General features: G+C 40.8%; 24 protein-coding genes. 14 read left to right on the top strand and 10 right to left on the bottom strand.

Features of this window, described 5'->3' with window-relative positions:
• The first annotated feature begins 5 nt into the window (after window positions 1-5).
• The 12 genes from ABDV71_RS02485 to ABDV71_RS02430 are packed head-to-tail and all read left to right on the top strand — an operon-like array spanning window position 6 to window position 7,872.
• Entirely contained in the window at window positions 6-623 is a 618-nt protein-coding gene (locus tag ABDV71_RS02485; RefSeq protein WP_343530842.1) for a DUF6046 domain-containing protein, read from the top strand.
• Window positions 623-1,600, top strand: coding sequence for a hypothetical protein (locus ABDV71_RS02480; RefSeq protein ID WP_343530841.1), 978 nt, complete (start codon window positions 623-625; stop codon window positions 1,598-1,600). The genes ABDV71_RS02485 and ABDV71_RS02480 overlap by 1 nt, the downstream gene beginning before the upstream one ends.
• Window positions 1,597-2,088: a hypothetical protein gene (locus ABDV71_RS02475; protein WP_343530840.1), complete on the top strand. Its 492-nt coding sequence runs from the start codon at window positions 1,597-1,599 to the stop codon at window positions 2,086-2,088. Before ABDV71_RS02480 ends, ABDV71_RS02475 begins: the two co-directional genes overlap by 4 nt.
• The gene (locus tag ABDV71_RS02470) at window positions 2,089-2,307 is read left to right on the top strand and encodes a hypothetical protein (protein WP_343530839.1); all 219 of its coding nucleotides are present in this window, start codon (window positions 2,089-2,091) and stop codon (window positions 2,305-2,307) included.
• The gene (locus ABDV71_RS02465) at window positions 2,307-2,603 is read left to right on the top strand and encodes a hypothetical protein (protein WP_343530838.1); all 297 of its coding nucleotides are present in this window, start codon (window positions 2,307-2,309) and stop codon (window positions 2,601-2,603) included. Before ABDV71_RS02470 ends, ABDV71_RS02465 begins: the two co-directional genes overlap by 1 nt.
• Window positions 2,603-2,893 (top strand): hypothetical protein, encoded by a 291-nt coding sequence (locus ABDV71_RS02460; protein WP_343530837.1) that lies wholly within the window; start codon window positions 2,603-2,605, stop codon window positions 2,891-2,893. Before ABDV71_RS02465 ends, ABDV71_RS02460 begins: the two co-directional genes overlap by 1 nt.
• Entirely contained in the window at window positions 2,893-3,732 is an 840-nt protein-coding gene (locus ABDV71_RS02455; protein ID WP_343530836.1) for a hypothetical protein, read from the top strand. The genes ABDV71_RS02460 and ABDV71_RS02455 overlap by 1 nt, the downstream gene beginning before the upstream one ends.
• On the top strand, window positions 3,722-4,192 hold the full coding sequence (locus ABDV71_RS02450) for a hypothetical protein (protein WP_343530835.1): 471 nt from the start codon (window positions 3,722-3,724) through the stop codon (window positions 4,190-4,192). Before ABDV71_RS02455 ends, ABDV71_RS02450 begins: the two co-directional genes overlap by 11 nt.
• Window positions 4,185-5,033, top strand: coding sequence for a hypothetical protein (locus ABDV71_RS02445; RefSeq protein ID WP_343530834.1), 849 nt, complete (start codon window positions 4,185-4,187; stop codon window positions 5,031-5,033). Before ABDV71_RS02450 ends, ABDV71_RS02445 begins: the two co-directional genes overlap by 8 nt.
• 2 nt (window positions 5,034-5,035) lie before the next feature.
• Window positions 5,036-5,557, top strand: coding sequence for a hypothetical protein (locus ABDV71_RS02440; protein WP_343530833.1), 522 nt, complete (start codon window positions 5,036-5,038; stop codon window positions 5,555-5,557).
• The gene (locus tag ABDV71_RS02435) at window positions 5,557-6,429 is read left to right on the top strand and encodes a hypothetical protein (RefSeq protein WP_343530832.1); all 873 of its coding nucleotides are present in this window, start codon (window positions 5,557-5,559) and stop codon (window positions 6,427-6,429) included. The genes ABDV71_RS02440 and ABDV71_RS02435 overlap by 1 nt, the downstream gene beginning before the upstream one ends.
• A gap of 12 nt (window positions 6,430-6,441) precedes the next feature.
• The gene (locus ABDV71_RS02430) at window positions 6,442-7,872 is read left to right on the top strand and encodes a hypothetical protein (protein WP_343530831.1); all 1,431 of its coding nucleotides are present in this window, start codon (window positions 6,442-6,444) and stop codon (window positions 7,870-7,872) included.
• A gap of 230 nt (window positions 7,873-8,102) precedes the next feature.
• Here the strand turns inward: ABDV71_RS02430 and ABDV71_RS02425 are convergent, their stop codons facing one another.
• The 9 genes from ABDV71_RS02425 to ABDV71_RS02385 form a co-directional block, all read right to left on the bottom strand.
• Window positions 8,103-8,351, bottom strand: a complete 249-nt coding sequence (locus ABDV71_RS02425; protein ID WP_343530830.1) for a hypothetical protein — start codon at window positions 8,349-8,351, stop codon at window positions 8,103-8,105.
• Between the two features lie 2 nt (window positions 8,352-8,353).
• Window positions 8,354-8,662 carry a thioredoxin family protein gene (locus ABDV71_RS02420; protein ID WP_343530829.1) on the bottom strand — a complete coding sequence of 103 codons (309 nt, stop codon included), beginning with the start codon at window positions 8,660-8,662 and terminating at the stop codon, window positions 8,354-8,356.
• A gap of 198 nt (window positions 8,663-8,860) precedes the next feature.
• Window positions 8,861-9,493 (bottom strand): peroxiredoxin, encoded by a 633-nt coding sequence (locus tag ABDV71_RS02415; RefSeq protein ID WP_113638430.1) that lies wholly within the window; start codon window positions 9,491-9,493, stop codon window positions 8,861-8,863.
• 193 nt (window positions 9,494-9,686) lie between these two features.
• The gene (locus ABDV71_RS02410; protein ID WP_343530828.1) at window positions 9,687-11,240 is read right to left on the bottom strand and encodes a T9SS type A sorting domain-containing protein; all 1,554 of its coding nucleotides are present in this window, start codon (window positions 11,238-11,240) and stop codon (window positions 9,687-9,689) included.
• Between the two features lie 230 nt (window positions 11,241-11,470).
• Window positions 11,471-12,364, bottom strand: coding sequence for a DUF4886 domain-containing protein (locus ABDV71_RS02405; protein ID WP_343530827.1), 894 nt, complete (start codon window positions 12,362-12,364; stop codon window positions 11,471-11,473).
• A gap of 128 nt (window positions 12,365-12,492) precedes the next feature.
• Complete coding sequence (locus tag ABDV71_RS02400; protein WP_343530826.1) at window positions 12,493-14,904, bottom strand: prolyl oligopeptidase family serine peptidase; 2,412 nt, start codon at window positions 14,902-14,904, stop codon at window positions 12,493-12,495.
• Window positions 14,905-14,916: 12 nt separating this feature from the next.
• On the bottom strand, window positions 14,917-16,644 hold the full coding sequence (locus ABDV71_RS02395) for a M14 family metallopeptidase (protein ID WP_343530825.1): 1,728 nt from the start codon (window positions 16,642-16,644) through the stop codon (window positions 14,917-14,919).
• Window positions 16,645-16,663: 19 nt separating this feature from the next.
• Window positions 16,664-18,310, bottom strand: a complete 1,647-nt coding sequence (locus ABDV71_RS02390) for a M14 family metallopeptidase (protein ID WP_343530824.1) — start codon at window positions 18,308-18,310, stop codon at window positions 16,664-16,666.
• 93 nt (window positions 18,311-18,403) lie between these two features.
• Window positions 18,404-19,603 carry a hypothetical protein gene (locus ABDV71_RS02385; protein ID WP_343530823.1) on the bottom strand — a complete coding sequence of 400 codons (1,200 nt, stop codon included), beginning with the start codon at window positions 19,601-19,603 and terminating at the stop codon, window positions 18,404-18,406.
• Window positions 19,604-19,705: 102 nt separating this feature from the next.
• Between ABDV71_RS02385 and ABDV71_RS02380 the strand changes: the two genes are divergently transcribed.
• Together ABDV71_RS02380 and ABDV71_RS02375 are read left to right on the top strand one after the other, a co-directional pair.
• Window positions 19,706-21,103 (top strand): aldehyde dehydrogenase family protein, encoded by a 1,398-nt coding sequence (locus ABDV71_RS02380; RefSeq protein WP_343530822.1) that lies wholly within the window; start codon window positions 19,706-19,708, stop codon window positions 21,101-21,103.
• An 11-nt stretch (window positions 21,104-21,114) separates the two neighbouring features.
• Window positions 21,115-21,579, top strand: a complete 465-nt coding sequence (locus tag ABDV71_RS02375) for a DUF6265 family protein (RefSeq protein ID WP_343530821.1) — start codon at window positions 21,115-21,117, stop codon at window positions 21,577-21,579.
• Here ABDV71_RS02375 and ygiD read toward each other — a convergent pair whose 3' ends face one another.
• The gene (gene ygiD, locus ABDV71_RS02370; RefSeq protein WP_343530820.1) at window positions 21,580-22,404 is read right to left on the bottom strand and encodes a 4,5-DOPA dioxygenase extradiol; all 825 of its coding nucleotides are present in this window, start codon (window positions 22,402-22,404) and stop codon (window positions 21,580-21,582) included.
• Window position 22,405: the final 1 nt, after the last annotated feature.

The following is a 22,405-nucleotide window of genomic DNA, read 5'->3' as shown; positions in this document are numbered from 1 at the left end:
ATGATATGGAATTTTCAATAAAAGAATTAACCGCACTGGCTCACTTAAGCTATATCGCTGCACCCTACCCCGATTTTGGAGGACTAAAAAAAGATGCCTTGAAAAGAAAGGCCCAAAGCTACTACCTCCACGATGTTTATAACTTAGATCAGCGAGCGGCTTTAGGCAAGCCCTATTTCATGACTTTAGAGGTACAAGAGGAAACGATACAAAACAAAAATCAGAATCAAAATCAAATTGTTTCATTCCCTAATGAACCCTTGGTATCTATCTCTCGCAAAAAAACAATTGTAGAAACCGCTACCGTCGGTGAAAACCGCATGGGAACCGTAAAGGAATACATCTGCGCAGAAGATTATGAAATTGACATTAAAGGAGTAATTATTGGAGCTGGTGATGCTTATCCAGCAGAGGAAGTAAAAATGTTGAACAACCTATTCAACATAAAGGGGACTTTGACAATAGTCAAAAATCCATTTTTTGAGCTTTTTGGTATACAGCGAATCATACTAAAAACCATCAGTTTCGACGAAATGGTGGGTAAGCAAAGTATACAGAAATATACAATAAAGGCTGTGAGTGAGGAACCATTTTTTGCAGAACTAGAGAATAGGAATAAGTAATGTTTGTTTTAACTGGACACTTTGAAATAGGAGATTACAAGTTTGAAGCCATTAACGAGGTACAGATTACCCGCAGCATCGACGAAATCAGCGGAAGCGCGGTAATCAAAATGCCTTCGAGATTCTTCATTAAGCATAATAACGCCTTAAAATATACCGAAGAGGTAATAACCGCTGGGAATTCCGTAAAAATCACCATAGGATACAAAGATAAATTGGTGAAGCAGGAGTTTGTGGGCTTTGTAGACAGCATTAAAACGGGAGACACCATACAGATCAATTGTATAGATGGGCTCTGGCTTTTAAAAAGAAAAGATTTCAAATGCAACGAGCAAAAGACCACCCTTGCTAAAGTCCTTAAAAAAATTGTCGAAGGAACCGGTATTGAACTGTCTGACAAGGTACCAAAGCTGAATTTGGAAAAGTTTACCCGTAAACAAGGCAACGCCATGCAGGCACTTCAATCCCTTAAAGAACAAACGGGTCTAAGCATTTTCCTTAACGACGAAGGAAAACTTTACTGTGGACTACAACAATTGCTCAAGATAGGAAAAATTGCCACCTACGACCTCAACTACAATATCGTTAAAAACGACTTGCAGATTCGCACCAAAAACGACAAGAAAATAAAGATTGTTTACAGCGCAAAAACCAAGGACAACCAGAAAATTAGTGTAGAGGCTGGAGATAAGGATGGTGAATTACAAGAAATTACACAACAAACGGTTGTAGATGTAGACACACTAAGGCAAATGGCCAACAATCACCTATCAAAACTTAAATACGACGGTTACGATGGCGATTTAACAAGTTTTCTAATTCCTTATGCTGCACCATCAATGGGGGCCAAAATTATCGACGACAAACGTCCACATCGAAACGGCACCTATCTTATCAAAAAGGTGGTAACCACCTTCGGCACCAGCGGAGCCAGACGAAAAGTAAGTATCGGCAACAAATTATCCAATGAAAAATGAGTGAGACCATCAGAACAGCTTTAAAGCTGATTACCAAACAAGATACCGACACCAACATCATGACGGTACTATCGGTTGATAAACAAAATGGCACCTGCACTTGTGACGATGGATTCATTACCCATACCGATGTTAGGCTTTCGGCAATTATCGATGAAAAAGCGCAAAAGCTTTACGTCATCCCCAAGGTAGGCACTACGGTGTTGGTAACACCAATCGAAGCCAGTTACAACCTACAGTTTGTAGCGATGGCCAGCGAGGTAGAGGAGTTTTATTTAGGCATAGATCAAGTGGTATTTGATGTAACCAAAGAAGGTTTCCTGCTCAAAAAGGAAAATGAAACCCTCAGGACAATCATGCTCGACCTCCTAACGGCCATAAAAGCCATAAAGTTTACCACAAACGTAGGGCCTACCATTGCCCTGGTGAATGCCGCCCAATTTACCGGCATTGAAAATAGAATTAAGGATTTTTTAAAAGCAGATTAGATGGCATTAGATAGCAACAGGTTAAAAGCCAAAATTAAGGAAGCATTTGAGGCTGAGCAGAGTGAGCAAAATGACCACAACACTGCCTTGGACCGAATAGCCGACAAATTAGCACAGGCAATTGTGGAAGAGATTAAGCAGCTTAAAATAAACTATAACAATGGTTTATTGGCACCAAACGGAGCGGTAACGGGAACAATTAATGCCAGCATATCCTAATGGAAGATTTTTTTAAGAATTATTTAAGCGAATTGGCCCTGGCCGTCATCGGAGCTTTTGTGGGTTGGTTCTTTCAGCGCAAAAAGCAACAGGCCGAAGTAAGGGGCAGCGAAATTGAAAACGCCGAAAAAGGATTGCAGTACTACCGTCAAATGGTTGATGACCTGGGCAGTCGTTTAACTCAAGCCATTATGGAGCTTAACACCACCAAAATGGTGATCAAGGAACTGGAAGAAAAAATAGAAGCCCTTACAGAAGAGCTAAGGAAATATAAGCAGTTAAACGGGAAATTATAATGCAGATTAAAGCACTACACAATCAATCGGTTTTAGACTTACTGTTACAGCATACAGGTAGTTTGTCAAGCGCTCTCGCGTTTGCCGAGGCCAATCAAATGTCTATTACAGACGAACTGGAAATTGGCTCGAGCTACGCCTTACCTGATGGGGTTATTACCGACTCGGATATTTTAAACTATTATATCAACAACGCCTACAAACCTGCCACAGGCAACGCCGTCGTGGTCATCAACACCGATTATGGTATCGGCGAAATGGCAATAGCACAAACATTTATAATAAGATAATGGCTAGAAGTATAGATCAAATTCAAACAGAAATTATTCAAACGAAAGAGCAAAACCCAGCATTAGCGGGGCTCACCAGTACAAGCAAAACTTCCATCTGGCAGCTAATTACTTATGTGGTTGCATATGCCATTTATACTTTGGAAGGGTTGTTTGACGCTCACAAAGCAGAAACCGATAATGCGATTGCGCTGTTAAAGCCGCACACCAAACGTTGGTACAGGCAAAAAGCACTTGGTTTTCAATATGGTTTCGACCTGATGGAAGATAGCGACAAATATAACAACACAGGTGTAGAAGAGGATATCATTGAGCAAAGCAAAATCATCAAGTATGCTGCAGTAACAGAAGCAACAGACGAAAGTAGAGTGATTATTAAAATTGCGACGGAAACCGATGGAAAATTAAGCCCTATTGAACCTGAACAAAAATTCGCCTTTGATGCCTATATCAGCGAAATAAAGGATGCTGGTGTAAATGTAAGCGCTATCAATTTTCAACCAGATAAGCTTTATCTCAACATGAAAATTTTTTATGACCCCTTGGTATTAGACGCTCAAGGAAACAGCATTATCAGCGGGGGCAGGCCGGTAGAAGACGCTATTCTTAGTTACTTGAAAAACCTACCTTTTGACGGACAATTGGTGCTGGCACACTTGGTAGATGCACTTCAAAAAGTAGAAGGCGTACTCATCCCCCATTTGGACAGTGCAGAAAGTGCCTGGATAGACGGCACCATTAACAATTACGGTACTGCAGTTCCAATTGATGTGAAAGTAACTCCCGCATCCGGATATTTTGAAGTGGTAAACTTTAACAACATCAGTTATGTGGTATAAAATAGACATCAATAAGCTGGTTGTCCTCCTCACTCCCACTTTTCTCCGCAAGGCTAGCTTTCTAGCTTGGTTACAGGCCTTGGTTACACCCATTGCCTCCATACACCAGCTATGGCTACTGAATAGAGAAAACAACTTAAAGCGTCTTCAGCATAATGGTCAGGTATGCTATTTAAGGAAAGCCTTAAACGACACTTTTGACATCGAATTACGTCGAATTACTATTGCAGAAGGGAACAGGTATACACGCAAATACATCTATACCAACATTGAGCAGCAATCACAATATTTAGGCACGAAGTACCTGAGGCAAAGTGCAGATTATGCCGATACCGGTGTAGATTTTAGAATAGTAGTTCCGCAAGGATTTGATTTAACAAACAATAAATACCAGCTACAGGCCTTAGTTGACTTTTATAAGCTGGCAGGAAAAAGATATATAATTGAAGTAAATGAATAACGTGCTTTTACAACAAACGGGTGGTTTTCCGTTGGAAACCGACACGTTAAATTTTATGCAAAATGCTTATAGCTTCTTGCAGCATATGGCCGCACTAGGTGGTGATAATTACATTTTATCGGGCTGTACAATAACGGGATCTACCGTAAGTAATGGCGTAGTGGTAATTGCAGGCGAAGTTTTAGAGTTCAGGGGCGGTCTTATACAATCTACTGTGGTAGTAAGGGAAGACAAAGCCACTAGGCCTTTCGAAAATGGACAGGTGAAAGATGTATACTTTAGCAGGTACGTCACCTTTGGGACAGGTACAGGAACCATCGCCTGGGACAGCTTAATCCGCTTTAAACCGCTATTGGCCTTTAAAGATCTCCCTACCGAAAAAAGTAATGCCATTGATCTGGACGACGAAAACAAATTGGCTACCGCTAGAGCAGTAAAATTGCTGAACGACAAGGTAGAAAGCAGACTGCCTTCAGGAGCCATTATCATTTGGAGCGGAAGTATCAATGCTATTCCAACTGGATTTGCGCTATGCGATGGACAAAGCGGCCGCCCAGATTTGAGAGATAAATTTGTATTGGGAGCGGGTTTAGGTTACGGTGTTGGCGCGACAGGGGGTGAAAAAGAACATTTATTGACTCTCGCGGAAATGCCTAGACACCGCTTTTCTGTAAATGTTCCTACAAGAGCTGCATTAGTAGCCGCCCCAGGAAGTAGTGGCTCTAAATTAGCATGGTGGGACTTGTCTAGTACAAATGTTTCAACAGATGAGAAAGGCTCTGACCAACCACACAATAACATGCCTCCATATTACTCATTGGCTTATATCATTAAATTATAATTATGGCAAAGCAAACATTAAATATCATTAAAAACTGGTTTAAAACTGGTTTAAAGCCAACACAAGCACAGTTTTGGGATACTTGGGACAGCTTTTGGCATAAAGACGAGACCATCCCAACAAGTAGTATCGAAAATTTGGACGCCCGATTTAACCAAAAAGCAGATCAGGAAGCCTTTCAATCGCACTTGTTAGACACGAATGCACACGGCATTTCTACCAAAGCAAATGCAGCGGATCTATTGGCAGAAACACAAGCTCGGGAGCAAGCTGATCAGGCTTTGGCCCTTCAAATTGCAGAGATGCAGGGGCAGGTCGTGATTGTTAGTCGTCTGGGAGAAGCAGTAGATGTCAATGGCGATTTAAACCTATCAGAAGAAGAACTGCCAGAATATCCAAGGCAACCAACCGTCTACGTAGACGAAGTTGCCGGGAGTTGGCAAACCCAATACAATAAATCAACTAAAGTATTAACAGGGCTATATGGCATCTCACCAGAAGCCACCATCGAAATTATTTTCTAATGAGACAAATTTTGCTTTTTATCTTGATGCTATTTGCCTACGTTGCAAATGCTCAACAACAAAACATTACGGTTGATTCTATTGCCATTGGTCGCAAGCCTGCCAGCAAGATCAATTTGGATGGCAGTATCACCGCTAAAAATTTTAACGGCAAACGCCCAATTACCGGAAGCGTGGCAACCGGCCAAAATCCTAATACCAACGATTTGGTAGCTTGGTTAAATGCGGTATTTTACCCCAGTCAATCTCCTACAGCTAGTTTAATTGGCGGTCAAACCTATGAGCTCACCTCCCAATCTTTAATCGGTCCAATTAATGTAAATTGGACGATTGGAAGGCAAAATGCTACCGAACCTATCAATAGCATCGTGATTTCTAATAGTTTAAACGCTACCTCCTGGCCTCAAAGCTTCAATCAACCTGCAGCAGGTTCAACGGTTAGCGGAACACAAGGGTTTAGTATTGGCGGAAATATTAACCAAACCCTAACGGTTACCGCGACCACAACCGATGGGAAAAGTGCCTCAGCTTCTACATCTTTTACTTTTTTACCTAAAAGATACTGGGGCCGTACCACATCAGCTGCGGCAACAGAAAGCGATTTATTGGCAAGTGCCGGTGGCAACAATGCGCTATCAAACAGTAAGGCAGGAACTTTTTCGATTACAGCAAGCGGGAGCAACCGTGTTTTTTACGCCTACCCTTCAAACTTAGGGGACCTATCAAGCATCAATATCGGCGGACTGGAAAGCTTGTCGTCGTTTACCAAAACGGTGATAAATTTTACTAACGCCTCAGGTTACTCCCAGAATTACAATGTATATACTTCAAATAATGAAACAGGCGGTAACGTAACTGCCATCATTCAATAGTTTATGATAACCATGAAAAATTTAATAATCATATTCATTTTGGCTTTTTGCGCAACAATAGTGAATGCGCAAGTTAAAGTCCTGGGCAAAATAGAGCCCAATGGCCCTACCGACACCTATCCTACCCATGTGGATAGTTTGGGTCGTGGCGGCTTTGTAGCAGTCAAAACATGGCAGGAAAGAAACAATATTCCTCTTCCGAGGAGAAAAGCGGGAATGATGGTTTCTGTTAAGTCTGCTACTGTTGATAGTTTATATCGTTTAGGTGTTGGCTTGACAAATGTTGATTGGATGCCATATAACCCAACTGTAGATGTAAGTGATAAGGCATCTTTAACAACGGATAACTATTTTCAGGGTATTCAGAATTTTGACAGCGGAGCCTATAGCATAGCGGGATTTTGGACTGATGGTAATTTTGAAGCAGAAGGAGGTTTACAAACCAAATCTGGTATTTCGTTAGGGACTGATTACTTATCTGCCAATTCTTGGGCGCTTATTCAATTAGACCCTTCCTTACCTCCTAATTCTTCTTTAGATATAAAGATGCCCCTTTCCAGCGGTAGATTAGCTTTAACTAGTGATTTAGCAAACAAAGCTAACCTACTTGGCCCAAATAGTTTTTATGGAGGTATTAATAGTTTTAATTACATCACTCATTTTAATGATGAGTTACACGCAAGTTCCGGATTGTATACTGACGGTACTGACATTGATGTATCAGGTGCCAACATAAATAATCTTGGCTTCGCTAATTTTATACAGTTTAGCGGAAGTAATGCTTACAGAGGTCAATTAAGAGGTCCGACCTCTTATACAGCTAGTAGAACCTACACATTGCCTGATGCTACGGGAACAGTAGCTCTTATTGCTGATATAGAAGATAAAGCTAACTTAAATAGTGGTAACATGTTTAATGGTAGACAAACTATTGCGGGTGGTGGTCTACAGGTTGGTGGTAACGATTTTGGTAAAGTAACATTTTCCGACAACCAATTTGATAAAGCAGTCTCATTGGAATTTACCACAGCAGGTGTCAGTGGCGGCTATGGATTAGGATTTGGCGGCTCAAGCGCTTATTTAAGCATATTAACACAAGATGCTTTATCGGATAATAGAGAATATAGACTTCCTGATGCTAACGGTACTGTGGCTTTAACTTCTGATATTCCCAAGATGCTTTCTTTAACAGCAAGCGGAGACGGTGTTACAGGTACGTTTCAAATAGCACATGGCTTATCATACACGCCTACAATGATTTCGGTAACGGCTAATTCAAAGGATGCTGCCGTTAATGATTTGTTGGAGACGTCATTGGGTAACTGGGCCTATGCTGACGCAACTTATGTGTATGTTGTCGCATCTAAACCAGATGGTGGTCCTGGGGGCGTTGTTCCTGTTTCTGGAGTAAACAATTTGAAATGGACCATAATGGTTAAATAACGCTTTAAAGCAACCTTAAGAAGGAGCAGATTATAATCTTGCTCCTTCGTTGTTTTAAACCTTTTGAAATTGCCTTCAGACTCATTAGTTTACATCTGAAAATAATTTTAACACACAATTCGTTTTAATTTTAAACATAATTCGTTTTGGTGTTTACATAAGAGCAAAAGTGAAATAACAAAAAAGGCTGCCCAATATTTGAACAGCCTCTTTTATTGAGAAGATTATTTCTATCTATCAATAGAGCCCATTACCTTTTGAGAAAATGCATTTAATGCCTCTCTTTCTGCCATGCCTCCTTTTACACTTTCGTGAACTTCTAATGCACCACAAATATTGGTGATCATTTCGCCCGCTACATCAACTTCACCTTCACTTACTCCTCTAAATTCGCAAAATGCTTCTAACACTTCAAGAGTTGCATTTAATTGCTCAGGGGTTGCATTTTCGAAAAACTGTCTGATTACTGGAACCTTCATAATTACTTGATTTTAGCAAATAAATCGGTTAAAACTTCTGCTTTGTTAGTTTGAACCTGGTCAACCAAAGCACCGTTCTCAAAAGCTGCGAAAGTTGGCAGATTATCCACTTTTGCAAATTTTCTCGACTCTGGAAATTTCTCTGCATCAACAATCAAAAAAGGTACTTCTTCATTTTCTGATGCCAATTTTTTAAACTTTGGTTTCATGATACGGCAGTTACCACACCACGAAGCTGCATATTGTACCATCACCTTTGGATTATCCGAAAGGTATTGGCCTAAACTATCTTCTGTTAATTCTAAAAACATGATATAAAATTTAATAGCTATGCAATCACACTACTTTTACAGTCTTGTGTCAGTTTAGAAATCGCATAGTTAATGGTTTGAAAAAGAGATTATTTAAATGGTGTCAAGCTGAGCTTGTCGAAGCCTTATTTTAAAAGAATATTTCGACAAGCTCAATGTGACAAGCGTCGGCATGAACAGCCTCCGTTAAGCTTTTGCTTAGTTAGCGCTTAAGTATTCAGCAACGCCAGTTCTGGTAGCGTTCATTGCTGATTTACCTTCTTCCCAGTTAGCTGGACAAACTTCGCCATGTTTTTGTACGTGTGCGTAAGCATCAATTAAACGCAAGTATTCTTTTACGTTTCTACCCAACGGCATATCGTTTACGCTTTCGTGGAATACTTTTCCAGTTTCATCAATCAGGTAAGTTGCACGGTAAGATACGTTTGAACCTGAGAAAATTTCTTCACCTTCTTCAGTGTACTCAACCTCTTGATCCAAGATGCCTAAAGTACCTGCTAATTGTCTGTGAGTATCAGCAATTAGTGGATAAGTAACGCCTTCGATACCTCCGTTATCTTTTGCCGTGTTTAACCATGCAAAATGTACTTCGTTAGTATCGCAAGATGCACCGATAACCACTGTATTTCTTTGTTTGAAATCTTCTAAAGCGGCTTGAAAAGCGTGTAATTCAGTAGGGCAAACAAAAGTGAAATCTTTTGGATACCAGAACAACAATACCTTAGAGTTATTTTTTACTGCTTCTTCAAAAACGTTGATTTTCAAATCGTCACCCATTTCAGACATGGCATCAACTGTAATACTAGGGAATTTTTTACCTACGTAACTCATAATATTTAGTGTTTTTTAAATTTCGTGCTGCAAAGATAGGTTAAATAGCCCTGCAAGACAATGCCCAAGCCATACTTAATCTTGATGCAAGCATAGATAAAAACTATAACTTGCTTAAGAGAATTAGATAATAGCTATACAAAAAAGGCCCCAACATTCTGTCGAGGCCCTCCGCTTATTTAACTAACCCTATTTATTGTTTAATGAGCTTTACCGTTTTTTGGAGCTCGTTATTTTTTGAAATTCTTAGGTAATAGATAGAGGCAGGTAAACCGCTTAAGCTAAGCTCTTGTTGAGCCGCTTTGGCACTTTCGCTCAAAACTCTCCTACCACTAACATCAAACAATTCGTATTTAACCGCAGAATAATCATTGGTTCCTGCATTAACCGTTACATATTTGGTGGTTGGGTTAGGGAAAGCCACGACGCTATTTCCATCAAAACTAAGTTTTACGCTTACCACTTTATCAAACAGCTTTTCTCCTCCATCTAAATCAACTTGTCTTAGTTTGTAATAGTTTTCTCCCGCTTTTGCTGTACGATCTACAAAACTGTAATTCAATACCTCCGATGAATTGCCGTTTTGTGCCTTCGAATTCACAAAGCCAACTGGCGAGAAATTACTACCGTCATTTGAGCGTAGCACTTCAAAACCTTTATTTTTCGCCTCTGAGGCGGTTTGCCAGCTTAAGGTGCTTTGACCATTTATTAGCGCGGCATCAAATGAAGTTAGGGAAACCGGAAGGGTTCCTACGGTAGTATATGAAGCTAAGCCATTACCAGCTACCAAATGAAAGAAAGTATGTGTTCCATTAGCATTTTTCCGTATAGCAACATCAGCGTAGGCATTTCCATTTGCTGTATATGCTGCTGGAGCCAATGCTCCGCTGGAGATTAGCGTTGGTGCATTTACATTCGTAATATTATAAACTTGCAGATTTAACCCAATAGTTGAATTGTTTGCTCCAGAAATCGCGAGATAACTAGATGCGCCATCCTTAAAATACTCCGCATTTGAATATAACTGACTAATAGTTGCTGTAGGGATAATTTTTGTCGCTGTTATTACCCCTCCCGCATCAAAAGTTATCTTTCTAGCTTCAACGTTAAGTGTATTTATCCAAAGATTTGATGCATCTTGTACAGAGATACTTGAACGGGCTTGGGTTGCAGGTGTAAGCCCAAGCGTAATGGTTGAGGTATTAGCATCATTAAATGTCGCTCCGTCTTGAGTTTTACAAACATAAATTTTATCTAGCCCCGCCCCGCTGATGTATAATACAGTATTCAATCCTGTACCTGCAACCGTAAAAGAATCCCCTGTTCTTGCCGAAACGGCGATCGAGGAACGAGTAGGTGCATTATCGGTTTCAGATGCCCATCTGTAAATATACAATGTACCACTTCCCAAGGTCATGTTTACCGCATAGATGGCGCCATCTTCTGCAACCCTAACTTTGGTGTATTTATAACTTTCTGTCCAAGCTGCATTTGTAGCAAGTGTAGATGGACTACTTAGAGCTCCCGTAGCCGGATCTAATATGCTTATTTTATTATTCCTTTCCGGAACATACAATGTATTCTTAATGGGATTGTACGCAACAGTGGTCGGTGTATTAGTGCCTGAAATAATTGGCCCTCCAGATGCCACTGGCGATATCTCCCAGTCTTTATTTAACGGGACCGTTTGTGCAGACGCACTAAGTGCGGTAGTAAATAAAGCAATAGATAGTAAAAGTTTTCTCATACGTTTGAATTATGGTTTAAAGATTAGTTTGGTCAGTGAAATGAGTAAAAAATGGCGAATGCGGGTCAAAACGCAACAATTTGCAGGTTTAAACCAAGCAAAGCCGCAACTTCTCTCTGTTTCAATGAAATAATGATACGAAAACTAAATTTAAAACGCAAGAAAACGCATTAAAAAATTAAAAGCCGCATAAAAATATGCGGCTTTTAATTTTAAGGAGAAAATCCTATTTATTTAATTTTGGAGACCTTAAAGGGTTTTCTTACTGCTTCGTGGGCCGATTGCTGACCAACTGCGGCTTGTTCTTCCGTTACCTTTTCGGGTTTATAAGTATTTCCTATCACACTGGTTTTAAAAATGGCCTCGTACCAAGCACAAGAAGCGATGTATCGGCCAATATTAAGGTCTAGGTGATAACCGTCCCTACATAAGATATCGCCCAGTTTGGTGCGTGCATTTTGTATAGCCGTTCCCGATGGCACCAAAATATCAAAAGGAACTAGTTTCATGGCTTTCTTCGAAGCGCCCATAATGCTTTGGTACATCTTCATTTGATCCTTACCATAACTGGCAAAACCATTGTGGGTAGAGTTCTGTGCATAGGCCCAGGTTTGATGCCAAACAAATTTTACTTGGGGATTAGTAGCCTTGTCTTTTACATAGTTGAATAGCAAAGGAAGCGGTTCAATGTAAGTTTCAAACAAACCTGATTTAGGGCTAGATTGCTGCAGACTAATATAATCCCAATTTTCATCCGCTATAGCTTTAGAAATACTGGTTTTCGGAAAACGTTCCTTCTTACCATCTAATCCGATCTTGCGATATTCATAGGCATCTTTATCTTCTTGTACATTTTTCCAATGCAGATCCAATGGAGCACCACCGATGTACAGGTTACCAATAACCACCTTATAACCACCCGCTTTGGCCAGCCCATAAAAATATTGCTCCAAAGCATCTTCGGAAAAGCTGTTACCTATGGCCAAAATTTTGATGACACTATCTTTATTGGGCTTCTCAATGTTCAAAGGCTGTAAGGCACGAACATTTTGGAGCCCAATTGAAAAAAAGCATACCACTGCAAAAACATACGCAAAGCATCTTCTAAAAACCCTAATATCCATCATTTAATTTTTATTCTTTGTTATCTAATTTAGATAGAAAATTACTTATTGCCAATCTTTTTCGAGCAACAAAGCCTAAAGGATTAAAAAAGCATCTCTATCGGATAAAATAATACCGAGCCTCTCAGCTATTTCTTTAACGTGTTTTCGAATAGTTTGAATATCCTTTTGTATTCATCTGTCCAACTGCTCGGCTCTACAAAGCCGTGGTCTTCTACTGGATATACGGCTAGTTCCCAATTATCTTTGCCTAATTCGATAAAGCGCTGGCTTAAACGAACAATATCTTGAAAATGTACATTCACATCAACCATACCGTGTAACATCACCAAATCGCCTTTAAGCTTGTCTGCAAAGTAAATTGGAGAGCTCTTCTTATAGGCTTCTGGGTCGTTAAATGGTTCGTTAAGGATATTTGAGGTATAACCATGGTTATAGTGTGCCCAATCGGTTACCGATCTTAATGCCGCACCTGCTCTAAAAGTATCCGCCGCATTAAATAATCCCATTAAGGTGATAAAACCACCGTAAGATCCGCCATACAGACCAACATTTTTAGGGTTAACGCCGTATTTTTCTACCAGCATTTTTACTCCGTCAACCTGATCGGTCAAATCTTTTCCGCCCATATGGCGATAGATTCCTGTACGGTGGTTGCGGCCATATCCAGAACTTGCCGTATAATCAATGTCAATTACTGTATAACCATTATCTGCTAGCATATTATTGAACATGTATTCTCTGAAATATTGGCTCCACCAGTAGTGTACGTTTTGTAAATAGCCTGCTCCATGCACAAAAACAACCGCTGGTTTGTTGGGATGAGGGTCTTTAGCTGGATATACGCGAGCATAAACATCATCACCATAACGGTTTTTAAACGACACCAAATCTGGTTGACGCCACTGATAGCTCTCAAACTCCTCAGAAGTAGATTTGGTTACTCTTACTGCTTTCGCCCCTGGTTTATTGGCTTGGATATACAATTCCCAAGGTTTGTCCATGTAGGAGTAGTTGATGGCCAGCCATTTTTCATCGGGAGATAGGGTTACTTCATTACCACCTTTCATACTGGTAATTTGCACTAAATCGCCACCATTTACACTGATTTTGTAGAAATGGGTAACACCTGGATGTTCTTTATTTCCACTGATGTAAAAAGTGCTCTTATCTTTAGAAAGTTGTACCTGTTGAACTTCCCATTTTCCTGAAGTCAATTGCTTTTTCTCTCCTGTGCTGATATTGTAGGTATATAAATGTGAGTACCCAGTTGCCTCACTTTGGAAATAAAAACGTTGGTTGTCAATCCATCTTACATCTCTGTTGACCCCAGGACCTCCTACCCAAGCTTCATCTCGTTGACGATCAATCAACGTTAATTTCCCTGTGGCAGGGTCTAACTTCAAAATCCAGAAATCTTTATTGTCCTGTGCTCTACCAGAAACCACAGCAAAAGATCCGCTTTCATTCCAGTTCACCACGTTTAGGTTCACTTTTCTATCTTCGTTTTTCTTAGTTCTTTCTTCCAATTGTTTTGGATAATCTTTCACATAATCTGGCAAATCTTTAATGCCTGGTATTTGTGAGGCACTTACGGCATAAACCGAATCTTTGTCCAAATCCAAAACATAAGTGATACTGGTCGACAAGGTTTCTCCTACTTTGGTACGGCCGTTAATATCTTCGGTATAGCCCGAAGCGGTTACGTAATTGGGAACGATGGTATTTTTGTTTCCTGTAGCTTGTTTGATCAAACGATAACTAACAAACTTACCATCTGGGCTAACGTTTAAGCCTGCCATAAAATCTTCCTCTAAATAAATAGGCTTAATGGTTCTGGCAGGGGCCGAACTAGCACCTGCAAATCCAAAACGTCTTCCTCCTCCAGCACCTCTATTTCCTCCTTCTGCATTTCGTTTTTTGATGATATCGAATAACGCAGTTTGGTCGTTTCTTAACCAAGTATCTTGTTGAGAAGCACCTGCAGAACGAACAGGACCTCTACCCGCAGGCATTCCGAAGCCTTCCTGTTTACCTTTGATGAAATTGGTAAGCTGCTTCAATTCCCCTGTTGCCAAATTCAACTGGTAAACATTTTCTGTACGTTGAAAAACCACATCATTGTTGTACAAAAACTTGGCATTACTTTCTCTTTCTAAAGTATTGGTAAGGCGAGTTTCCTTTTTGGTCTTGAAGTTTGAAAGGTAAAGATCTCCTCCTTTTTCCAACAGCCCCAAGGATTTGTCCTTATTGTAGGCATAATTAACTTCCGCATTTTTATCCGCTTCTTCGTTTTCCGCTTTATCTACTTTTACGCTTGCTACATTTACCTTATAAGGCTGTGCCTTGTCTTTATTTTCAGGATTCCAGTTAAAGAAAACCGTTTTACTGTCTGCCGACCAACGGTAAGCTTCGGGAGAGGTTCCCATCCACTTGGGATCCCTCATAATTTTTTGAACGGTTAAGGGAGCCAGTTGCTGCGCCTGAGCCGATGCTCCTACTAACATAGAGAGCGATAAGAATGCAATATATTTTTTCATTATTCTGTATTTCTAGTTTGATTTACTTGCTGATCCGCCTTTTTTGCTATTTACATTTACGGTGAATTTAGTTCCTCCTTTTACCAACCATCTTACGGTTACATAAGAATTACCAGGAATATTTTCTACCCTAATGTTGGTTGGGTCGAGTTTTTGCTCCGTTGTAATTCCCAAGTCGCGATTGTTAACTACCATTCCTGCAACCACAGTCCCACCTGTTAAGGAAATCATATCCGGGATTTCGATATTGTTCTTAAGATCCTGGCTAGAGTGGGTTGGGATCATGCGCAAATTGCTTATTACTGCCGTAACTTGTTTTAAGCCTGACCCGATATCTTTCACCTCGATTTCGTCGATACTCAATTTTGGGGTATTGTAAGCATGAAAAACACTAAAGGCCATATTGCGATGGGCATCGCTTTCCAACAAAAAGCCTGGGTGGAGACGCGTGTAGGTTTTCTTGAATCCTCCTATCTCAATATCTCCATACTGAGGGTGTTTATAAGGCTTCCAGTCCACGAAAGCATCTTTCATTAGCAAATCCTTGTCGAAGGTGTAAAGTTGGTCTTGCGTGTTGTCTGCTCCAGCTTTGTTGTACATGGCGTAACCTGTCCAAAGTTCATTGGAGAAAGTATAAATTCCTCGGCCTCCGTAAAACCAGTCCAACTCACCGCCAAAAACTGAATACAGATCTTTGTAAACTACCAAGTAACGATAACCAGGCAACAATTCTTCTCCTTTTTTACCAAGCGCATCGTACACGCGTACATCTTGGGCATTGTAAGTGTCTACGTCTTCTGCAGCTCCGGGGCCGCGTAAAATCATTCCGCCATTGTTGTGATAAGATTGTGCCGCAGCAATATTAGGATGTTTCATCACGAAATCTACCACCGCACGGTTTTCTGGGATAGAGAATGGGTATTTATAAGCTCCGCCCTGGATGTAGTTAGGCTGCCAGTTCCATCCCCAATCGCGGTTAGGGTCATAGGCACCTTCGCCGTCTTCATTCACTAAACCATCGCCATCATTATCAATCCCTTCAGAACCCAAAAGTTCATATTCTCCTTTTTCATCGTAGCCTACTACAATCATTCTTCTCGGATCGCTTGGGTCCACTTTATAACGGCCATTCGGGTTTTTACGGCGCATCATGGTGATATGTCCATCGCCATCCAAATCGTCAAAACCATCTTCATTATCAACACCATCTCTATCGTTATCAATAGGAATTAGGCCTGTACGCGGCGAATGTGCAGTATTGGCTTTATGGATAAAACTATCTCTTGCATCAGGGTTAATGGTGGGTACGATATAAAAAGTTTTATCGGCCAAAAGCGATTGTATTGTTTGGTTATTGGCGGCATACATTTCTACCAAATACCAAGCGGTGTACAAAGCAAATTCACTTCCCTGTATTTCGTTAGAGTGGATATTTCCATCAATGTACATGGCTGGTTTTTGATCGGCGTTGCCAATTTTGTGGTCGCTGATGCTCATGATCCATAGGTCTTTGCCCTGAAAGGATTTGCCTATGGTTTCTAGCTTAATCAGGTTGGGATGGGCCGCGGCTAGCTTTTTACAGATTTCTGTAATGGCAGCATAATCATGATACCTGTTCCAACTGATCGGTACTTTTGGGTTTGGCGGTGTACCTACTGCCGCTAATATATTTTCCGGTTTCTGGGCTTTTAATGTTACGGCACACAAAATCACCGCAGCCATTAGCATGTATTTCTTCATCCTCATTTGTTGTGTCTGATTATAGTGTAACCTCTATTGATTTATTTCCTGTAGTTGGGCAACCTGCATCAATGGTAACCTTACCGCTGCCTTTAATGAGCCAAGTCAGTTCTTTAAACTCCTTACCCTGCAAGCTTTCAATGGTTTGGCTTTTACGTCCGCTTACTACTTCCTGTCCATTTTTAGCATTAACTTTTATAGCTATCTTTTTAAGGAAATAACTACGGTCGCCTATTTTCGTATAGGTAGATATATCACCTGTGTTGAGCAGTTGTACCGTCACACGGGTAAGACCGTCGGTAAGCTTTTCCGTTTTAAGGTTAACAAATTCAATTTGTGGAGCCATGGCCGCAAGTGCCACCAAAAAGTCGGTATGCTTGGCCACAATATTATCTACCAATTTGTATGGAGGGTTATTGAGCACAAAAGGATCTACGCCGCCCACTTCTACGGTTTGTCCAGCAAAATCTGGATGCGAAACCGTTTTCCATGGGGTGTAAGTATCGGTAATCCCTTCTTTAGCCGCCCAACGCAAATAGGCCGCTACCGGATCGTCATTGGTAAATTTCTTTTCTTTCTTAGCCGAATCAGGCGCAACCTTTGGCACCCACCACCCCGGTGTGCTAAAGCTTAGGCGGCCATAGTGAAAATAAGCCCATTGCGAAAAATCGCCAGGCTCTGCTTGCGTTTTCGGCGCATCTTTGGTTTTGGTAATTTTATTGTATCGTTCGGAAACCAGAGCATTAGATTTTACATCTGCGTCAAACCAGCTCGTGATAATTCTTTTGGTCAGGCCCGCTGGATTAAATGTCACTGGCGACGAAAGGTTATTCATCGGTCCAAAAGTAACTACTGCATATACGTTAAAGGCATCAAAAAGAAAGTCGAATAAAGCCCTATTCTCTTTTTCAGAAACCGCATACTCTCCTGCTCCTGGAACAAAATTTTTATAGTTGAAGCTTGCGTTTTTATTAAAGCTAACGCCCCCTTCCCCATCTTCATTAAATTGACCGTCCTTATCGTTATCTAGCCCCTCTTGCAAAAGGGTGTAGGCACCATTTTCACCTTTGGTCGCGTCAGCCAAAATCAGTGAACGGGGGTCATCAGGGTTTAGTTTGTATTTTCCCGTAGCATCCTTAACACGCATCCAAGTAATTTTGCCATTACCGTCTAAATCATCAAAACCATCTTCGTTTAACCTCCCGTCGCGGTCGTCATCAGTTTTGGTGGTGTTGCCGCTACGTTCGTATTTCAGCTTTGCAAAATATTGCTCGGTAGCATCAGGGCTCATGTTTGGGAAAACATAGAAGGTTTGCTTGTTCAACAGGTTTTTAACGCTGTCGGCATTTGAACTTGCCAATAATTTTTCAGCAAAGCCAATAGCCATTTCTACACCTAAAAGGTGTTTACCATCTACCCCTCCAACTACGGCAATGGCAGGTTTTTGGTCAGCGTTTTGGGTGCCTAAAGTAAGCATCCAAATGTCTTTTCCGCCAAGCGTTTGGGTGAGTGTTTTTGATTTGATTAAATTGGGATATTTGCTTGTCAACGTTTTGATGCGTTGTGCCAAGCTGGCACTGTTGCTATAGTTTTGCGGCGACTGCGCAAAAGCACCAAGCGTAACAGACCAGAAAAGGAGGTGGGTTAGGTAAAGTTTTTTCTTCATCTTGGTTTGTAGTTATGTATGCAAGTTATGCAAAAAAGTGCTGGGCTAGCATACCCCAAAACAAGATGTTACAATTGTTACAGATAGAAAAGCCTATCTAATGATTTTTCCCGTTTTATCTACCGTTACATTAAATGGAGGCATATAATCTTGCAGCAACACCGCAAGCTCTCTTCTAGAAATTTGTCTTTCCGCTTCAAATTTTGAAGTAAAAGCGTAGGTTGTTTTCCATTTCTTCTCCACTTCTTTGAGGGTGCTTTCAGGTGCTTTATTGCCTACGTAGCAGATCATATCCAAAGCAGCACCAATGGTAATCACATCGCTTTTATAGTCGTCGAACCAAATTTGGGCTTTGTAGTAATGGTCTTTCACCACCTGTTTAATATCGGCTGTGCTTACCAGCTTTTCCCCGTTGAACAACAGCTTTCCATTGGTTTCTTCAGCTTTGATGACACCAGAAATACCCACCATCTGGATAGCTTTCCAACTGGCATCCTTAATGCCAACGTCTACAAAAGGCATAAGGTTGCTATTAAAGGCAATGAGTTCGCCTTGTATTTTCTTAAGATTTGATTCTGAGGTTCTCTTATCAAAAAAGCCAGCAAAGGCTGCCACCGCCCCCCCGGCCTGTCCCATCAGCATACTGGTTGGGTCGCTCACATAAACTAAATTCTCCTGTGTGGGCATCAACAATTGATAGAGTGAGAAAATGGTGTTAGTACTTCCATTAATTTGTTTCCCCGCCGCAATATTGGTTTTGTAAATTGGGTTTTCATAGCTGAACTTTTGCCAAGTTCCTACCATAGAAGCATCTATTTTCAGGGCTGCATTTAATTTTTGGTCGGCCACATTCACAAAAATTTCTGGTCGAATGGTTTTACCATCTGATAGTTTAAAAACCCAGCCTTTCCCCGATCTATCGGCTTTTACCCACTGAACGTTTTTGATTACCGTGAGATTTTTAATGCTATCGGTCCATTGAAGCAGTACCTGATTGGCGGTTTGCTTATCAAACTGCACTTCGCCGATGCTATCATTCAATTGTTTAAATTTCTTAATCTTATTTAAAAAAGCCGCTTGAACCCCAGAATGCAAATCTTTTCCAATAGGCTCAATATCAAAGCCTCCTGCCTGCAACAGCAACACTGTTTTCACATTAGATTGTGCCGCTTGTATGGCTGCAGCAACTGCCGCATTGCCATTTCCGATTACAAAAACATCAGGTTTGACGGTTTGTGCACTTAACTCAAAGGATAAAAAGAAAACGGAAATTATAAACAGATACTTTTTCATTGTGTTATGCAATGGTATTACGGGACTAATTTGCTGATAATTATAAGAAGTTTTATTGGCGTTTAACTATATTTAACAATTAATCTTCCACTTTGTGAGACTATGAACAGAATTGGCTGCGTTTTCAAAAATCAGCAGGCGCATCATTTTGCGCTAAGGCAAACTAATGCAGCGGAACGAATAGAGCAGCTGCGGAAGCTTAAAGCGGCGATAGAAGAAAACGAGGATGAGATTTTTTTAGCCCTTTACAAAGACCTTGCAAAAAACAGGTTTGAAGCTGCAATTACCGAAGTTTTTTTTATTTATGGCGAGATTGATTATGCGATTAAAAATCTAAGCAGTTGGATGGCTCCCAAACGTATTGGCAAAACATTGAGCAATCCTTTCGCAAAAAACAGGATCTACTACGAACCAAAAGGCGTTTGCCTGATTATTGCTCCATGGAACTATCCTTTTCAGTTGGTCATGTCTCCATTGATTTCTGCCATTGCTGCGGGAAACTGTGTAATGGTGAAACCTTCGGAACTTAGCCCCGCCACCAGTAAAATCATCAGCAAGATCATCCTGAATACTTTTGATGAGGAACAAATTGCCTGCTTTGAGGGTAATGCAGAAACTTCAAAACAACTTTTGGAACAACCTTTTGATCATATTTTTTTTACGGGAAGCACCGAAATTGGAAAAGTGGTGATGAGCGCAGCGGCCAAGAACCTCACCTCGGTAACGCTTGAATTGGGCGGAAAATCTCCAACCATTATCGATAAGGAAGTGAACTTACCAAAAGCGGCACAAAAAATTGCTTGGGGGAAATTGGTCAATGCTGGGCAAACCTGTATTGCTCCCGATTACATTTTAATACAAAAGAATTTAGTTGACGAATTTGTAGGCCTTTACAAACAGTTTGCCACAGAAATGTATTTCAAGGCGAAAGAAGAAATTGACACCAAGGTTTACGGCAAAATTATTAGCAAAAAGCATTTTGATAGACTTGAACATTTGATTAACGATGCCGTAGACAAAGGAGCCAGAATTAACTGGGGCGGCAAATCTGACGAAAAAACATATCGTATTGACCCTGTGATTTTAACTCAACTGCCAAAAGATGCCAAAATTATGGAAGAAGAGATTTTTGGGCCTATTTTACCTATTATCCCTTATAACGATTTAACCGAAGCGATTGACTATGTGAACCAAAAAGCAAAACCCTTGGCCTTGTATATCTTTAGCAAAAGCAATAAGAACATCAAGAAAATCATTAAATCAACCAGTGCCGGAGGCACCTGCATTAATGATGTTTTGGTACACATTGCCAATCCAAAACTTCCCTTTGGCGGCATAAATCATAGCGGGATGGGAAGCAGCCATGGTTTTTTTGGCTTCAAAAACTTCTCTCACGAACGTAGCGTAGTTACTCAACGATCGCTTGATTTCAACAATTTGGTCTACCCCCCTTTCACCACCAAACAATGGGTGCTCAAACTATTGAGAAAAATCATGTAATTTCAACAAACATGAAAAAGCTATTCTTATTCTTCATTCTCTTTACGGCCGCTGCTTCTGTTTCCGCCCAAGTATCGTTGAAATCTTTTGATTTTATACTTGGAAAATGGGAAATGAATACAAAAGGAGCAAAAATTGTAGAACGTTGGCAGTTACATAAAGATAGCCTTACCGGCCAATCCTATCAATTTAAGGGGGCTGGGGATAGCGTTTTAACGGAATCCATCGTGCTCAAAAAGATCAAAGGCGAATGGACCTTTTGTGTAACCGGTTATGAGAAAAACAATCTTGGCACCACTCATTTCAAATTAGTCGGTAGCGAAAACAAGACCTTTACTTTTGAGAACAAACAGCATGATTTCCCTCAGCAAATTACTTATCAAAACAAAGGAAAAACCGAACTACTTGCTTGGATTGAAGGAAACATTGGCGGAAAGCATAGGAAAATGGAGTTTCCCTACAAACGCGTGGAATAATTAAGCCACTTTCACGGAAGTCATGGTAAGCGAGCCTCCCACCGCTTTGTCGTTAAATAAAAATGCTTGCTCGCCTTGTTGTTGTAAACCCAGGGTGTACATTAAGGGTAAATAATGTTCTGGTGTAGGCACTGCCAAACGCACATCGCTACCCATTTGTTCAAACTTAATGAGCGCCTGATGATCATGGTTAAGAATAGCCGACTTGAATTTTTCGCTTGCCTCCAAAGCCCAATCGTAACCACCACCATGGATCATTTCCCAACTTAACATGCGCAAGTTGTGTACCATGTTGCCACTTCCCAAAATCAAAACACCTTTTCTGCGCAATGCGGATAATTCCTTGGCCAAATCGTAATGATATTGTGGCCCTTTGCTATAATCAATGCTCAACTGTAGCACTGGAATCTCCGCATTAGGGTACATGTGTCTAATTACGGTCCAAGCGCCATGATCCAAGCCCCAATCGTGATCTAACGCAACGGAAGTTGAGGTAATTAATCCCGCAGTTTCTTTGGCCAACTCAGGATTGCCCGGCGCAGGGTATTGCACATCGAATAACGCTTGCGGAAACCCTCCAAAATCATGGATTGTCCGCGGGAAATCCATAGCCGTAATCTTGGTACCTGAGGTAAACCAATGTGCCGAAACCACCAAAACTGCAGATGGCTGCGGAATAGACTTGGCCATATTTGCCCAGCCATTACTAAACTCGTTCACCTCAATTCCATTCATTGGCGAACCATGCCCCATGAAAAGCACAGGCATTAAATCGCTTTGTGGTAAACTAGAGGTAAATGTTTTGAATTGATTGAATGTGTCCATG

The sequence above is a fragment of the Pedobacter sp. genome (assembly GCF_039594775.1).
In the GTDB taxonomy this organism is placed as follows: Bacteria; Bacteroidota; Bacteroidia; order Sphingobacteriales; family Sphingobacteriaceae; genus Pedobacter.
This window is presented reverse-complemented; position numbering and strand designations above follow the sequence as displayed.

What these genes read in the sequence shown, in the direction of transcription:
- ABDV71_RS02485 (WP_343530842.1), top strand. Translation starts at nt 6, where the DNA reads ATGGAATTTTCAATAAAAGAATTAACCGCACTGGCTCACTTAAGCTAT.
- ABDV71_RS02480 (WP_343530841.1), top strand. Translation starts at nt 623, where the DNA reads ATGTTTGTTTTAACTGGACACTTTGAAATAGGAGATTACAAGTTTGAA.
- ABDV71_RS02475 (WP_343530840.1), top strand. Translation starts at nt 1,597, where the DNA reads ATGAGTGAGACCATCAGAACAGCTTTAAAGCTGATTACCAAACAAGAT.
- ABDV71_RS02470 (WP_343530839.1), top strand. Translation starts at nt 2,089, where the DNA reads ATGGCATTAGATAGCAACAGGTTAAAAGCCAAAATTAAGGAAGCATTT.
- ABDV71_RS02465 (WP_343530838.1), top strand. Translation starts at nt 2,307, where the DNA reads ATGGAAGATTTTTTTAAGAATTATTTAAGCGAATTGGCCCTGGCCGTC.
- ABDV71_RS02460 (WP_343530837.1), top strand. Translation starts at nt 2,603, where the DNA reads ATGCAGATTAAAGCACTACACAATCAATCGGTTTTAGACTTACTGTTA.
- ABDV71_RS02455 (WP_343530836.1), top strand. Translation starts at nt 2,893, where the DNA reads ATGGCTAGAAGTATAGATCAAATTCAAACAGAAATTATTCAAACGAAA.
- ABDV71_RS02450 (WP_343530835.1), top strand. Translation starts at nt 3,722, where the DNA reads ATGTGGTATAAAATAGACATCAATAAGCTGGTTGTCCTCCTCACTCCC.
- ABDV71_RS02445 (WP_343530834.1), top strand. Translation starts at nt 4,185, where the DNA reads ATGAATAACGTGCTTTTACAACAAACGGGTGGTTTTCCGTTGGAAACC.
- ABDV71_RS02440 (WP_343530833.1), top strand. Translation starts at nt 5,036, where the DNA reads ATGGCAAAGCAAACATTAAATATCATTAAAAACTGGTTTAAAACTGGT.
- ABDV71_RS02435 (WP_343530832.1), top strand. Translation starts at nt 5,557, where the DNA reads ATGAGACAAATTTTGCTTTTTATCTTGATGCTATTTGCCTACGTTGCA.
- ABDV71_RS02430 (WP_343530831.1), top strand. Translation starts at nt 6,442, where the DNA reads ATGAAAAATTTAATAATCATATTCATTTTGGCTTTTTGCGCAACAATA.
- ABDV71_RS02425 (WP_343530830.1), bottom strand. Translation starts at nt 8,351, where the DNA reads ATGAAGGTTCCAGTAATCAGACAGTTTTTCGAAAATGCAACCCCTGAG.
- ABDV71_RS02420 (WP_343530829.1), bottom strand. Translation starts at nt 8,662, where the DNA reads ATGTTTTTAGAATTAACAGAAGATAGTTTAGGCCAATACCTTTCGGAT.
- ABDV71_RS02415 (WP_113638430.1), bottom strand. Translation starts at nt 9,493, where the DNA reads ATGAGTTACGTAGGTAAAAAATTCCCTAGTATTACAGTTGATGCCATG.
- ABDV71_RS02410 (WP_343530828.1), bottom strand. Translation starts at nt 11,240, where the DNA reads ATGAGAAAACTTTTACTATCTATTGCTTTATTTACTACCGCACTTAGT.
- ABDV71_RS02405 (WP_343530827.1), bottom strand. Translation starts at nt 12,364, where the DNA reads ATGGATATTAGGGTTTTTAGAAGATGCTTTGCGTATGTTTTTGCAGTG.
- ABDV71_RS02400 (WP_343530826.1), bottom strand. Translation starts at nt 14,904, where the DNA reads ATGAAAAAATATATTGCATTCTTATCGCTCTCTATGTTAGTAGGAGCA.
- ABDV71_RS02395 (WP_343530825.1), bottom strand. Translation starts at nt 16,644, where the DNA reads ATGAAGAAATACATGCTAATGGCTGCGGTGATTTTGTGTGCCGTAACA.
- ABDV71_RS02390 (WP_343530824.1), bottom strand. Translation starts at nt 18,310, where the DNA reads ATGAAGAAAAAACTTTACCTAACCCACCTCCTTTTCTGGTCTGTTACG.
- ABDV71_RS02385 (WP_343530823.1), bottom strand. Translation starts at nt 19,603, where the DNA reads ATGAAAAAGTATCTGTTTATAATTTCCGTTTTCTTTTTATCCTTTGAG.
- ABDV71_RS02380 (WP_343530822.1), top strand. Translation starts at nt 19,706, where the DNA reads ATGAACAGAATTGGCTGCGTTTTCAAAAATCAGCAGGCGCATCATTTT.
- ABDV71_RS02375 (WP_343530821.1), top strand. Translation starts at nt 21,115, where the DNA reads ATGAAAAAGCTATTCTTATTCTTCATTCTCTTTACGGCCGCTGCTTCT.
- ygiD (WP_343530820.1), bottom strand. Translation starts at nt 22,404, where the DNA reads ATGGACACATTCAATCAATTCAAAACATTTACCTCTAGTTTACCACAA.